The 13,031-nt window shown below is 43.8% G+C and carries 12 protein-coding genes; 4 read left to right on the top strand and 8 right to left on the bottom strand.

All coding sequences use genetic code 11. From position 1 onward, the window contains the following. Nucleotides 1–165: 165 nt before the first annotated feature. Nucleotides 166–1,134: a TAXI family TRAP transporter solute-binding subunit gene (locus FIV01_RS12680; protein WP_152431309.1), complete on the bottom strand. Its 969-nt coding sequence runs from the start codon at nucleotides 1,132–1,134 to the stop codon at nucleotides 166–168. A gap of 333 nt (nucleotides 1,135–1,467) precedes the next feature. After that, the gene (gene argR, locus FIV01_RS12675) at nucleotides 1,468–1,938 is read right to left on the bottom strand and encodes a transcriptional regulator ArgR (RefSeq protein WP_114787796.1); all 471 of its coding nucleotides are present in this window, start codon (nucleotides 1,936–1,938) and stop codon (nucleotides 1,468–1,470) included. 329 nt (nucleotides 1,939–2,267) lie between these two features. Here argR and mdh point away from each other — a divergent pair, with 329 nt between their 5' ends. Both mdh and FIV01_RS12665 read left to right on the top strand, forming a co-directional pair. After that, the gene (mdh, locus tag FIV01_RS12670) at nucleotides 2,268–3,200 is read left to right on the top strand and encodes a malate dehydrogenase (RefSeq protein WP_152431308.1); all 933 of its coding nucleotides are present in this window, start codon (nucleotides 2,268–2,270) and stop codon (nucleotides 3,198–3,200) included. 99 nt (nucleotides 3,201–3,299) lie between these two features. Continuing rightward, complete coding sequence (locus tag FIV01_RS12665) at nucleotides 3,300–3,491, top strand: hypothetical protein (RefSeq protein WP_152431307.1); 192 nt, start codon at nucleotides 3,300–3,302, stop codon at nucleotides 3,489–3,491. A gap of 37 nt (nucleotides 3,492–3,528) precedes the next feature. Here FIV01_RS12665 and FIV01_RS12660 read toward each other — a convergent pair whose 3' ends face one another. From FIV01_RS12660 to pyrB, 3 genes are all read right to left on the bottom strand, one after another. After that, nucleotides 3,529–3,918, bottom strand: coding sequence for a RidA family protein (locus FIV01_RS12660; RefSeq protein WP_152431306.1), 390 nt, complete (start codon nucleotides 3,916–3,918; stop codon nucleotides 3,529–3,531). Between the two features lie 128 nt (nucleotides 3,919–4,046). After that, nucleotides 4,047–4,508, bottom strand: coding sequence for an aspartate carbamoyltransferase regulatory subunit (pyrI, locus tag FIV01_RS12655; RefSeq protein WP_114787800.1), 462 nt, complete (start codon nucleotides 4,506–4,508; stop codon nucleotides 4,047–4,049). A 14-nt stretch (nucleotides 4,509–4,522) separates the two neighbouring features. Beyond that, a complete protein-coding gene (gene pyrB, locus FIV01_RS12650) occupies nucleotides 4,523–5,452 on the bottom strand; it encodes an aspartate carbamoyltransferase (protein WP_152431305.1) in 930 nt (309 codons plus the stop codon). A gap of 65 nt (nucleotides 5,453–5,517) precedes the next feature. Here pyrB and FIV01_RS20880 point away from each other — a divergent pair, with 65 nt between their 5' ends. Then, nucleotides 5,518–5,649, top strand: a complete 132-nt coding sequence (locus FIV01_RS20880) for a hypothetical protein (protein ID WP_281361306.1) — start codon at nucleotides 5,518–5,520, stop codon at nucleotides 5,647–5,649. Between the two features lie 49 nt (nucleotides 5,650–5,698). Here FIV01_RS20880 and argF read toward each other — a convergent pair whose 3' ends face one another. Both argF and FIV01_RS12640 read right to left on the bottom strand, forming a co-directional pair. Then, nucleotides 5,699–6,703: an ornithine carbamoyltransferase gene (argF, locus tag FIV01_RS12645; RefSeq protein ID WP_152431304.1), complete on the bottom strand. Its 1,005-nt coding sequence runs from the start codon at nucleotides 6,701–6,703 to the stop codon at nucleotides 5,699–5,701. A 102-nt stretch (nucleotides 6,704–6,805) separates the two neighbouring features. Then, nucleotides 6,806–8,182, bottom strand: coding sequence for a PhoH family protein (locus tag FIV01_RS12640; RefSeq protein ID WP_152431303.1), 1,377 nt, complete (start codon nucleotides 8,180–8,182; stop codon nucleotides 6,806–6,808). A gap of 472 nt (nucleotides 8,183–8,654) precedes the next feature. Here FIV01_RS12640 and rapA point away from each other — a divergent pair, with 472 nt between their 5' ends. After that, on the top strand, nucleotides 8,655–11,564 hold the full coding sequence (rapA, locus tag FIV01_RS12635) for an RNA polymerase-associated protein RapA (protein ID WP_152431302.1): 2,910 nt from the start codon (nucleotides 8,655–8,657) through the stop codon (nucleotides 11,562–11,564). Nucleotides 11,565–11,652: 88 nt separating this feature from the next. On the opposite strand, the gene FIV01_RS12630 is transcribed toward rapA, so the two are convergent. Beyond that, on the bottom strand, nucleotides 11,653–12,924 hold the full coding sequence (locus tag FIV01_RS12630) for an NRAMP family divalent metal transporter (RefSeq protein WP_152431301.1): 1,272 nt from the start codon (nucleotides 12,922–12,924) through the stop codon (nucleotides 11,653–11,655). Between the last annotated feature and the right edge of the window lie 107 nt (nucleotides 12,925–13,031).

The raw sequence follows: 13,031 nt of genomic DNA, 5'->3' as shown, positions 1-13,031 counted from the left end.
GTTTAGAAAACGTGTTAAACAACACCACACATGCTCAGTGCCATGCAGTTAGATAATAATAAAGAGGAGCTTCAATACTATGAAACTCCCCTTTAATGAGGCCAGTGCTAAGAACAAATAAAAACGCAGTCAAAGCTTGACTAGCCTCTTAGCTGAATGAAGTGATTACTTCAATAAGCCAACTTCTTTGTAGTACTTTTCAGCACCTGGATGAAGAGGAATTGATAGACCAGCTTTGACCATTTGCTCTTTTTTCAGGTTTGCAAATGCAGGGTGTAAGCGCTTGAATGTGTCAAAGTTTTCAAATACCGACTTTGCAACATTGTATGCAACATCATCCGATACATCAGAAGTTGTCACCATAGTTGCAGCAACACCGAAGCTATTTACATCTTTATCTGTTCCACGATACATGCCTGCAGGAACTGTACTGAATGCGTAGTAAGGATTATCGGCAACGATTTTATCAATCTTTGGCCCTGTTACAGAGATGAGTTTTGCATCACAAGATGTCGTTGCTTCTTTGATTGATCCGTTTGGATGTCCGACTACGTAGACAAACGCATCGATCTTGTTATCACAAAGCGCTTGTGAGCGCTCAGAGCCTTTTAGTTCAGATGCAAGCTTAAAGCTGTCATTAGTCCAGCCCATAGCACCCATTACCACACCCATGGTGGCTCGGTCACCAGAACCTGGGTTGCCGATATTGACGCGTTTGCCTTTAAGGTCTGAAATGTTCTCAATTTTGGAGTCTGAACGTGCAATGATGTTAAAAGGTTCTGTGTGTAAAGAGAACACTGCGCGCAGTTTCTTGTAGGGACCCTGTTCAGAGAACTTACTTGTTCCGTTGTATCCATGATACTGCCAGTCAGACTGCACAATACCAAAGTCAAGTTCACCAGCTCTGATGGTGTTTACATTATAGATTGAACCACCAGTAGACTCGACGGAACATCGAATGTTGTGCTCTTTACGCCCTTTGTTAACTAGCTTACAAATTGCACCGCCTGTGGGATAGTAAACCCCTGTAACAGAACCTGTCCCGATAGTAATAAACTCTTGAGCGCTAACTGTGCCTGTACCGATTACTGCTGCTGCAATTGCACCAACTTTAATCAACTTGCTTAATGCCATGAATTTCCCTTCCTTTATACATTATTTGTCCTACGGCAGTGTGACTTGCCGTGGAAGTTTTCGAGTCACGAAAACGGCATCTTTTTCAATCCGTATGTTGAAAAAGTGGCTGAATAATACCAAATAATTTGTCCACAATTACACAATTGTTAAAATTTATGATGTGTTTATATTTTTATCACCTTGTGTTTTTGGTTTTGTTTTTTATTTTTTATCCATGTAAATCATATATTTATTTTGCCTTATATGGCGTTGGAAGATTTTTTAAAGATGTGATTCGAGTCACGCCAGTGATGTGGCTTTGTGACTCATAACACTGAGGTATACTTAGCGTCACCCGGCATATTCAAATAGCTCACAAACAGACTGAAATAGTTGTTCAGTTGTAATATTGAGTGTTGGAGTAATAAAAATCGTGTCATCTCCGGCGACGACACCTAAGATACCTTCAGACTTACCGAGAGAATCGAGCAGGCGAGCGATTAATTGAGCAGCCCCTGGCCCAGTGTGTATCACCACTAATGCCGCGTTGTGATCTATATCTAAAACCAGTTCACGCAATGAACTAGAAACCGTTGGGACTCCGAGCTCCGCTGGCAAACAGTAAACCATTTCCATTTTTGCATTTCGCGTACGTACTGCTCCAAACTTGGTTAACATACGAGACACTTTAGACTGATTTATATTTTCAAAACCCTCATTTTTGAGTGCTTCTACAATATCTCCTTGTGAACCAAAACGTTCTTCCTTTAGTAGGGCTTTAAAGGCTCGAACGAGATTATCTTGTTTTTCTGAGTGGCGCATGTTTTTTCCAGCCATAGTTATTATTAACATTGAGTGCATATTCTCGCATAGGTATTCACACCCTGCCAATCATGAGGCTCAATTCTGCCTGATCTATCACTGTAAACTTAGATGGTTTACAGTCTATAGTCGTTGATAAAACGGCGCAGAGTTTTTCAATGACTAATGACTTGCGAACGCTTGTGCTAGCAGGCTATAAGTGTGTTGCGCAAGGTCGCAAAGCTGGCGTTAATTGATTGTAATCAGTATGTGATTGCTATAGCTTTGGACAGCGTTGATTTAAAGCATCTCAAGAAATAAAAAGAGATACCATCTCAAGGAGAACTACGATGAAAGTAGCCGTAATTGGTGCCGCTGGTGGCATCGGTCAAGCCCTAGCCCTATTACTGAAAAATCACCTACCTGCTGGTTCAGATCTTGCTCTGTATGATATTGCTCCTGTAACGCCTGGCGTAGCAGCGGACTTAAGCCATATCCCAACACCTGTATCTATTAAAGGGTATGCAGGTGAAGATCCAACTCCAGCGCTTGAAAGTGCGGATATTGTGTTGATCTCTGCTGGTGTGGCTCGTAAACCAGGAATGGATCGTGCTGACCTGTTTAATGTCAATGCAGGTATTGTTAAATCACTTGCTGAAAAAATTGCCAAAGTTTGTCCTAAAGCTATGGTTGGTATTATTACTAACCCGGTTAACACTACTGTGCCAATTGCTGCGGAAGTTTTGAAAAAAGCTGGCGTTTATGACAAGCGTCGTTTGTTTGGTGTGACAACACTTGATGTTATTCGCTCTGAAACATTTGTTGCTGAGCTTAAAGGTAAATCTCCGGCAGATATTCAAGTGCCTGTGATTGGTGGACATTCAGGTGTTACCATTTTGCCTCTTCTTTCACAGGTGAAAGGTGTTGAATTCAGTTCTGATGAAGTCGCAGCGTTAACAAAACGTATTCAGAATGCGGGTACAGAAGTAGTTGAAGCTAAAGCCGGTGGCGGCTCAGCGACTCTTTCAATGGGACAAGCAGCATGTCGATTTGGTCTTTCTCTTGTTAAAGCGCTTCAGGGTGAAGAAGTGATTGATTATGCTTACGTTGAAGGCAATGGTGAGCATGCGCCATTCTTTGCTCAACCTGTAAAACTAGGTAAAAACGGTGTAGAAGAAGTATTGAGCTATGGTGAGCTAAGTGCATTCGAAAAAGACGCACTTGATGGAATGCTTGATACCCTAAACGGCGATATTAAAATCGGCGTTGACTTTGCCCAATAAGAAAAACCTGTTTTAGATTAAAAGCCGACAATTTGTCGGCTTTTTTGATCCTTTTTGTTGATAGGAATGTATAAATTCCAGTAGCTGAGGAGTGAAAGAATGGATATAAAGGAAATCGAGAAAGGTATGCTGGTAGGGTTTGAGCAAGGGGTTGGTAAAATTCTAGCGATTGATGTACAAAATAGCACTGTATTGTTAGAAGAGAGGGTGTCTCGCCATCAATTCTCAGCAGAGGTTAGCGAGCTGATGGATGATCCACAACTTCACATAGGCTGTGATAAGTACTACTAAAAAAGCGAGCTAGTCAGCTCGCTTTTTACCAATCTAACTATTTGCGCACGGCAATAGCTTCAATTTCGATACCGACATCTTTTGGCAAGCGAGCCACTTCAACGCATGAACGAGCTGGGTAGTTAGCGACGTCATGGTCGTCGAAAAATTTCCCGTAGACTTCGTTTACCGTCGCAAAATCATTAAGGTCTTTAACAAATACCGTCATTTTCACAATATCTGAAACAGACAAACCGGACGCTTGTACCACTGCTTTGACATTGTTGAGTGATTGCAGAGCTTGCTCAGCGATATTTGATGGGACGTCGCCAGTCTCAGGGTTTACAGGGATTTGGCCGGAAGTAAGAACCATGTTACCTAAATCAACCCCTTGGACATATGGGCCTATTGCAGCAGGAGCTGAATCTGTATGTAGTACTTTAGTCATTATTGCATTCCACCTGTGAAGAGTGTTTTGTTATTAGAAAAACTCAGTCTGCCGCGAAACTTGAGTGGGGTAAAGAAAAATCCCCGCTAAAACAAGCAGGGATGTGAGATGATGACAAAGTCACCCAATTATCGTTCAGTGACTATCTCTCGAGCAAAGACTTTCTCGCAATACTTACATTTAAGACGAATATCTTGTTTCTTTTCAAAAACCTTAAAGCTGCTTTCCACAGGCTCATTATGAGTAATGCAGTTACTGTTTGGACATTCGAAGACATTGTTTATTTGCTCGGGTAAATCGAGCGCCAATTTCTTAACCACCTCATAGTTTTCAATTTGGTTCACTGTTGCGTGCGGCGCATACAGTGCCAGTTTACTGGCTTGCTCTTCGCTGATAAAAACGTTTTCTATCTTAAGTAGGTCTTTGTGACCAAGCGCTGAGGAAGGTAAGTTAAGCCCTATGGTGACGCGTTGCTCTGACTTATGCATAGAAAAAAGTTTGAGGACCTTAATTCCTATTTGAGCTGGAATATGGTCAATTACCGTACCATTTTTAATTGCTTCAACCTGCAATTGAGTTTCTTTTGCCATGATAGTTCTCCCGATTACAGTTGTTGGTTAAGGACAAGAGCGAGCAGTGCTTCACGAGCATAAACGCCATTTTCCGCTTGTTCGAAATAGTAAGCGTGAGGCGTCTTATCGACATCCACTGTAATTTCATCAACCCGTGGCAGTGGATGTAGGACTTTAAGGTTACTCCGTGCGCCTTCAAGTAATGCAGCTGTCAGAATATACGCAGATTTGATATGCGCGTATTCTGATTCATCAAAGCGCTCTTTTTGCACTCGAGTCATATATAAAATATCCAACTCAGGGATCACGCTTTCCATATCAGTATGCATACTGTACTGAATCCCCGCCTCGTCGAGTTCTTCGCAGATATAATCTGGCATTGCTAAAGCTTCAGGTGCAATGAAGTAGAATCGAATATGGTTGAATTTTGCTAAAGCTTGAGTGAGAGAGTGAACAGTGCGACCGTATTTAAGATCGCCCACAAAGGCAACATTAAGGTTGTCTAGTTTGCCTTGAGTTTCTGCTATCGTGAATAAATCCAGTAAGGTTTGAGTTGGGTGCTGGTTTGCGCCGTCGCCTGCGTTAATGACGGGCACGCGATTGGAAAACTCTGAAGCCAAGCGAGCCGCCCCCTCTTGTGGATGGCGCATGACAAATGCATCCACATAAGACGAAATGACTTGTACCGAGTCCGATAGTGTTTCGCCCTTTTTGGCTAAGGAGGTATTCCCGCCGTTGTCGAAGCCTATTACACTGCCGCCTATACGTTGAATTGCTGTTTCAAAAGAGAGGCGAGTTCGTGTTGATGGCTCAAAAAAACAGCTTGCGACCACCTTATCTTTAATCAGTGTTGGATTTGGCTCTGCTTTGAGTTGACCTGCGGTTTTGACAATCAGTTCCAGCTCGTTTCGAGACAGTTCTGGAATTGAGATAATGTGCTTGTTGTAAAGCGTATTGGTCATAATCATCGTCCCATCTGTATGTTAGGCAATAAAAAAGCCCCCTATAAAGGAGGCTTTAAAAATCGATGGAAATAGTAAAAAACCAAGCCAGTAAGCATTGGGGCTTACCCTGTGCAAATCGCTTTGTTGAGCACCTTTACGTGGCATTTGGTCACTACCTCCAGACAAATTGCACAGCATTATACGCTGAAGATTGACCAACGCAAGCGTTTACGTCGAACCTTGATGGTGCAAACTTTGTTGAAACTAAGCGCCTAGTGTGGCGACCATCACAGCCTTGATGGTGTGCATGCGATTTTCAGCCTCATCAAAGACGATTGAATACTCAGACTCAAACACGTCTTCAGTGACCTCAAGTCCACTCATGCCATACTTGTCTGCCACTTCTTTACCTATCTTGGTTTCATCGTTATGAAAAGCCGGTAGACAATGCATAAATTTCACATCTGGGTTACCTGTTTTCTCGATTGTTGTCATGTTGACTTGGTAAGGTTTCATTTGCGCTACCCGAGCATCCCAAGCGTCAGGGGATTCTCCCATAGATACCCAAACATCGGTATAGAGAAAATCACAGTCTTTGACGCCTTCATCAACACTTTCTGTCAGCGTGATAGTTGCACCCGTTTGCTTGGCGATATGCTGGCAGGTTTCCACCAGTTCTTTTTCTGGCCAATAATCTTTAGGCGCAACAAGTCTAATATTCATCCCCATTTTCGCCGCGCCGACAAGTAAAGAGTTGCCCATGTTATTGCGCGCATCGCCTAGATACGCAAAGGTAATTTCATGCAGTTGTTTGCCGTTACCATGTTCTATCATGGTCAACAAGTCGGCGAGAATTTGGGTTGGGTGAAATTCATTAGTCAAACCATTCCACACAGGGACACCGGCGTATTGTCCTAATTCTTCAACAATGCTTTGTTCAAATCCACGATATTCAATGCCGTCGTACATTCGTCCTAGCACTCTTGCGGTATCTTTCATCGACTCTTTATGACCAATTTGAGAACCTGAGGGGCCAATGTAAGACACTTGTGCGCCTTGATCAAAAGCCGCGACTTCAAATGCACAGCGGGTTCGAGTCGATGCTTTTTCAAAGATCAAAGCGATATTTTTTCCGCACAGTTTTTTCTGTTCAGTACCTGAATACTTAGCTTTTTTTAGGTCCGCAGCCAAATCGATTAAGAATTGGATCTCTTTAGGCGAGAAGTCGAGTAGTTTAAGAAAATTCCTGTTGCGTAAATTGAAAGCCATGATAACCCCAGAGTCTTGTGTTGTTAGGGTTATTTATAACTAAATATGTTTTATTTGTGAATATTTATTTGCGGGATATGGTAAATATCCCGCGATATGAGGTTATAAATTCTCTTCTGCAAACTCGGCCAAGCGACTTCGAACCACACCATTAAGGTGAACATTAGCGCTGCCTTCAAAGTTCTTGAAGCGCTCAACCATGTAGGTCAGTCCTGAAGTGACAGGGGTTAAGTAGTGAGAATCGATCTGCGCTAAGTTACCCGAGCAGACAATTTTTGTTCCTTCACCGCAACGGGTGATGATGGTTTTAATTTGAGAGGCCGTTAAGTTCTGACACTCATCAAGCAGTACGAAAGCGTTTTGGATCGATCGCCCGCGCATAAAGTTGATCGATTTAAACTGAATGTTAGCTTTATCGCAGATGTACTTCAAAGAGCCTTCAGTGCAGTGATCATTTTTGTGCAAGGCTTCAAGAGTGTCGGTTACGGCGGCAAGCCAAGGCAACATTTTCTCTTCTTCTGAGCCTGGTAAAAAGCCAATCGATTCGCCAATATCGGGTGTATTTCGAGTGACAATGATTTTATCAAACATACCATTTTCTATGGTTTGCTCGAGAGCGGAAGCCATTGCGAGCAAGGTTTTACCACTACCAGCAGCTCCAGTCATAATAACAAGATCAATTTCAGGATCCAAAAGGGCATCTAACGCCATACCTTGATAAATATTCTTGGGTGTGATGTCCCAAGCACGGCGATTCATCATTCGCTCTCGGCTAAGATCTTTTAAGGTGATCTTATCTGGCTTGATATCTTCGACTCGCCCCGCAAAGTCACTGCCTTCGTCGATGACATACTGATTGATATAAGTAGGCTCAAAAGGTTCACGATCAAGAATGTGATAAGTATTACCTGCATAGGTTTTACTTTCGACTTGGTCAACGTTATGCCAGAACTCTCCCTCGATTTTTTGGAACCCTTTAGTGAGATATTGAACATCATCAATCAGTTGATCGGTGCGGTAGTCTTCAACAAAACGTACCCCAGCGCCTTTGGCACGCAAGCGCATGTTGATATCTTTCGTGATGAGAATCACTTCGCGCGGCGCACGTTTGTTCTGTAAGTACAAAACCGCATTGAGAATGCGGTTGTCGCCTGCCTTGTCGGCAAACGCTTTTACCGTTTCTTGCAACTCGAAATCGGCAAGAATTGAGATATGTCCTGTATGTTCTTTATCTCGATTGATTGGAATGCCCTCTGAAATTTCATCAGGGGTTGCGTCTTTGAACATGGCTTCCATAGCTCGAATCGCGACACGAGCATCGCGAGCAACGTCGCGTTTGCTGTCTTTGATTCGGTCGAGTTCTTCGAGGACTGTCATAGGTATGACAACATCATGCTCTTGAAAGGAATAAATAGCTAAAGGTTCGTGAAGAAGGATGTTGGTGTCTAGGACAAAAAGTTTCCGATCCGTGTCACCCATAAGCGTCTCCTTGCCGAGATACGGCTGATTTGCCAATCACAATCGCTTGTGTATTGGCTTACTTGCCTTGGCTTGTAGCATGACGCTAAGTCGCTTGTGGATCGCTGTCGGTTAGCTGTTATGCTACAAACCCGTGTTGATCGTCATGTCAGTAATGCATCTCTTGTGCCAGTCGGAAAATTGACGCCAAAATTTGCACTCCCAACTATGAGTATAAGTGAGATCTGCGGCTCTCCCTTCCAGAACTGCCACTCTTTTCTTACAGTTTGATGTCATGCAAAAGATGGAGAAAAAATTGTTGTTTTTTGAGGTGTTTGTACGTGACCAACATCACAGCTTGCAGTAATATTAGCGACCTTTTTTGCGTACTTTCTGATTATATGATTCTCCTGCCATCAGGCTGTCATGTTGCGCAAGAATAACTAAGATAATTAGACCCATTTTTGAATTCAACAGGTGAGGTAGTCGATTCATGACATTTGCTTTGGGCCAGCGCTGGATAAGCGATACGGAAAGCGATTTAGGTTTAGGAACTGTAGTTGCATTGGACAATCGTACTGTGACACTAATGTTTGCAGCGTCCGAAGAAAACCGAGTTTACTCTCGTAACGATGCGCCTGTTACTCGTGTCACTTTCAACACGGGTGATCTTGTAGATAGTCAGGAAGGATGGTCACTTAAAGTTGAGCAGGTTGTGGAAGAGCAGGGCCTTTTTACCTACATAGGAACCCGTGAAGATACCGATGAACATGATGTCACTTTACGTGAGATTATGCTTAGCAACCAGATTCGATTTAATAAACCGCAAGATAAATTGTTCGCCGGCCAAATCGATCGTATGGACAATTTCGTACTGCGCTATCGAGCGCTAGTGAATCAGTACCAGCAACATAAGAGTCCGATGCGTGGTCTGTGTGGTATGCGAGCAGGTTTGATTCCGCATCAACTTTACATTGCTCATGAAGTTGGCCGCCGACACGCTCCGCGCGTACTCCTCGCTGATGAAGTCGGTCTAGGTAAAACCATCGAAGCGGGCATGATCATCCACCAGCAGGTGCTGGCCGGTCGTGCTGAGCGTATTTTGATTGTGGTTCCAGAAACCTTGCAGCATCAATGGTTAGTGGAAATGATGCGCCGCTTTAATCTGCACTTTTCTATTTTTGATGAAGAACGCTGTATAGAAGCCTTTGCCGATGCCGATAACCCGTTTGATACCCAGCAATATGTGTTGTGTTCTTTGGATTTTCTGCGTAAAAGCCGCAAACGTTTTGAGCAAGCTTTGGAAGGGGAGTGGGATTTATTGGTGGTGGATGAAGCGCACCATCTTGAGTGGAGTCCGGAAAAACCAAGTCGGGAATATCAAATCATTGAAGGTTTGGCTGAAAATACCCCAGGTGTGCTTCTGTTGACCGCAACACCAGAGCAACTTGGCCGAGAAAGCCATTTTGCTCGTCTACGTTTGCTCGATTCTGATCGCTTTTATGACTACCAAGCCTTTGTTGAAGAAGAAGAGCAATATGCCCCAGTCGCAGATTCAGTCAGCGCCTTGTTTTCCGGTGAGTCTTTATCGAACGATGCCAAAAACCAAATCACTGAGCTACTGACAGAGCAAGATGTTGAACCCTTATTTCGCATTATAGAAAATGATTCTCAGGAAGCGGAAAAAGCCAAAGCTCGTCAGGAATTGATTGATAATCTGATGGATCGTCACGGAACGGGGCGTATTTTATTTCGTAATACTCGCGCGGCGATTAAAGGCTTTCCGGTTCGTAACCTTCATATGTTACCTATGCCGATCCCTTCTCAGTACGCAACGTCGATGCGTGTTTCAGGTTTAATCGGTGGCAAGATTAGTCAAGAAGCCCGCGCGTTAAAAAACCTCTACCCTGAAGAAATTTTTCAAGAATTTGAGGGTGAGGAAGCCAGCTGGTGGCAGTTTGATTCACGCGTGAATTGGCTGATCGAAAAAATTAAGCAAAAGCGCAGTGAAAAGATCTTGGTGATTGCGTCGCGCTCTACAACCGCATTGCAATTAGAGCAAGCTCTGCGCGAGCGTGAAGGCATTCGTGCCACTGTGTTTCATGAGGGCATGTCTATTCTTGAGCGAGATAAAGCGGCGGCTTATTTTGCGCAGGAAGAAGGTGGCGCTCAGGTGCTGATTTGTAGTGAAATTGGCTCTGAAGGGCGCAACTTCCAGTTTGCAAATCAACTGGTAATGTTCGACTTGCCATTCAACCCTGATCTTCTAGAGCAGCGGATTGGTCGTCTTGACCGTATTGGTCAAAACCGGGACATTGATATTCATGTTCCCTATCTAGAGCAAACCTCACAGGCTATTTTAGCCCGCTGGTTTAACGAAGGTTTGAATGCATTTGCTGATACCTGCCCAACCGGTCGAGCGGTATATGATGAGTTCTCTGGCCGTTTAATTGAAATGTTGGCCACAGGCGATACCACAGAGCTCGACGACGTGATTGCCCAATCGGCAGCCATGAATCAAACTCTGAAAGCGCAGCTTGAGCAAGGTCGAGATCGCTTGCTTGAAATGCACTCAAATGGTGGTGAGAAGGCGCAGGAAATCGTTGAAAGTATTGCGGCAACCGATGGCGATACTAATCTGGTCACCTTTGCTTTAAGTCTGTTCGATACTATCGGTCTGAATCAGGACGATAAAGGCGAGAACGCCATAGTGGTCACACCATCGGAACATATGATGGTGCCAAGTTATCCAGGACTGCCTTACGAAGGGGCGACCATCACTTTTGACCGCAATACGGCTTTATCTCGCGAAGATATGAACTTCATCAGTTGGGAACACCCAATGATTCAAGGAGGCATCGATCTTCTGATGAGTGAAGGTGTAGGCACAGCTGCGGTATCTTTGCTCAAGAACAAGGCATTGCCGGTTGGCACCATGCTGCTTGAGCTGGTTTACAAAGTGGATGCACAAGCGCCAAAGCGCAGTGGTATTAGCCGATTTTTGCCTGCCACCCCAATTCGCCTTATGTTAGACGGTAAAGGCAGCGATTTGTCGGAGCAGGTTGAGTTTGAAAGCTTTAACCGACAGCTCAGCCCTGTAGGGCGCCATATGGCGACCAAATTGGTCTCATCAGTTCAGCCACAAGTGCACCAAATGATCACGGCGGGCGAAGAACTTGTCATGGATAAAGTCGCTGCTGTGCGCGAGCAGGCGCAGCGTGATATGAAAGCCAGTCTAAATACAGAGCTAGAGCGCTTACAAGCACTCAAAGCGGTCAACCCAAATATCCGTGATGAGGAATTAAGTGCAATTGAGCAGCAGATAAGCCAATTAGATAGCTACATTGCTAAAGCTCAATATCAGCTGGACTCATTGCGCTTAATTGTCGTCTCTCATAACTAAGCGTTCTTTGTGTAATAAAGACAAGTAGAAAAAGAAAAGGCCTGATGTCGATGCTTAATCGCAGTCAGGCCTTTTTTATTTGATCCTGTTATACCAACCAGTTCCACCAGAAGAAGACCGCCAAAAAGCCAAACAAATAGATAAGCCCTAAGATAGAGAGCCATTTCATTGGTTTAGTGAGCGCAAGTGGTTTGGGCAATTTAGTGTGGGAGACAAGAATAAAGTTCAGTAAGGCAAAGAAGGGGGTGGTAATAAAGGCTAAGGTTAAGCTGACATAAAGCGCCGATAAAACCGAAGAAAACCAGAATAAAATTAGAGCCAGCGCCGCAAATGCAATCAGCATCATCCATATTACTGACGCCTTATGGCTAATTTCTTCGCGCTCTTGCAATAAACGCTGAGCTTCAGCAATTGTCCGTGAATAACCATCTATTACAGTAATTGTGCTACCAAAGATACAAAAAAAGGCCACTGCTGTAATAAGATAGTAGGCCCATTGCCCAACTTTGGATGTATAACCATCTATTAATTGATTAGAAAACTCAACGCCGGATTGAGAAAATTCCAGTCCGCTACCATAAAACACCAAAACGCCAAGCGCGACAAAGGCCAGCGCCAACAGCACAGTAGCTATATAGTGCGCATTAAAATCAAACAATACTGATTTAGCGCTAACCTTATACTTAGATTGTTGCTCTTTTAGCCATAGTGAAGTTACGCTGGATATTTCTATTGGCGCAGGCATCCATACCATGGCAGCGATAATAAAACCGACCGCTGCGCTAGACCAAGGCGTTGTTTCTTGTGTAGGAACATGACTCTCTAGAGTTTGAGATGCGGCTAAAGCGAGCGCGGCGATCAGCGTCACTATTAGAATCAGCATAATCACCTTTGAAATACTATGAAGCACACGATAGCGACGAGAAAACAGCGCAAATAAGCACACGGCCACTATGAGTATGGATAAGCTTTTTAATGATAATGCAAAAGGTAAAAAGTGACCGAGTAGATTGGCACTAAATAACAGTAAAGCAGAGGCAGTCACTATGCCAGAGATAGTGCATACGCTTAAAAATAACCAAAGAAATGCTTGTCCAAGCTTGGCGTAGCCTTCGACTAAACTTTCACCAGTTGCTGCGGTATATTGGATGCTGGCGCGAAAAAAGGGGTATTTTAGAATATTGACCAGCAAGATAACTATCGCGATTTGCCAGCCATAGGTGGCGCCAGCTTGGGTAGACGCGACCAGATGAGAGCCACCTACCGCGGCGGTTGCCATCATAATACCTGGACCTGTTGAGCGCGCCAGTTGCAGCAAAGACAATTTGCTTTGACTGTCTGGTGTGGAGATAGTATCCATATAAAACCTAGGGTAAACCTTGTGTTACTTCAATAAATTGCTGTACGAATATCATATTCCACTGGTGTGTTAAAACTCATTTACATGAAAAAAAACAAATAAGAGTT

The sequence above is a fragment of the Vibrio aquimaris genome (genome assembly GCF_009363415.1).
In the GTDB taxonomy this organism is placed as follows: domain Bacteria; phylum Pseudomonadota; class Gammaproteobacteria; order Enterobacterales; family Vibrionaceae; genus Vibrio; species Vibrio aquimaris.
This window is presented reverse-complemented; position numbering and strand designations above follow the sequence as displayed.

Coding starts and splice junctions, on each gene's coding strand:
- FIV01_RS12680 (WP_152431309.1), bottom strand. CDS start 1,134: ATGGCATTAAGCAAGTTGATTAAAGTTGGTGCAATTGCAGCAGCAGTA.
- argR (WP_114787796.1), bottom strand. CDS start 1,938: ATGCGCCACTCAGAAAAACAAGATAATCTCGTTCGAGCCTTTAAAGCC.
- mdh (WP_152431308.1), top strand. CDS start 2,268: ATGAAAGTAGCCGTAATTGGTGCCGCTGGTGGCATCGGTCAAGCCCTA.
- FIV01_RS12665 (WP_152431307.1), top strand. CDS start 3,300: ATGGATATAAAGGAAATCGAGAAAGGTATGCTGGTAGGGTTTGAGCAA.
- FIV01_RS12660 (WP_152431306.1), bottom strand. CDS start 3,918: ATGACTAAAGTACTACATACAGATTCAGCTCCTGCTGCAATAGGCCCA.
- pyrI (WP_114787800.1), bottom strand. CDS start 4,508: ATGGCAAAAGAAACTCAATTGCAGGTTGAAGCAATTAAAAATGGTACG.
- pyrB (WP_152431305.1), bottom strand. CDS start 5,452: ATGACCAATACGCTTTACAACAAGCACATTATCTCAATTCCAGAACTG.
- FIV01_RS20880 (WP_281361306.1), top strand. CDS start 5,518: ATGGAAATAGTAAAAAACCAAGCCAGTAAGCATTGGGGCTTACCCTGT.
- argF (WP_152431304.1), bottom strand. CDS start 6,703: ATGGCTTTCAATTTACGCAACAGGAATTTTCTTAAACTACTCGACTTC.
- FIV01_RS12640 (WP_152431303.1), bottom strand. CDS start 8,182: ATGGGTGACACGGATCGGAAACTTTTTGTCCTAGACACCAACATCCTT.
- rapA (WP_152431302.1), top strand. CDS start 8,655: ATGACATTTGCTTTGGGCCAGCGCTGGATAAGCGATACGGAAAGCGAT.
- FIV01_RS12630 (WP_152431301.1), bottom strand. CDS start 12,924: ATGGATACTATCTCCACACCAGACAGTCAAAGCAAATTGTCTTTGCTG.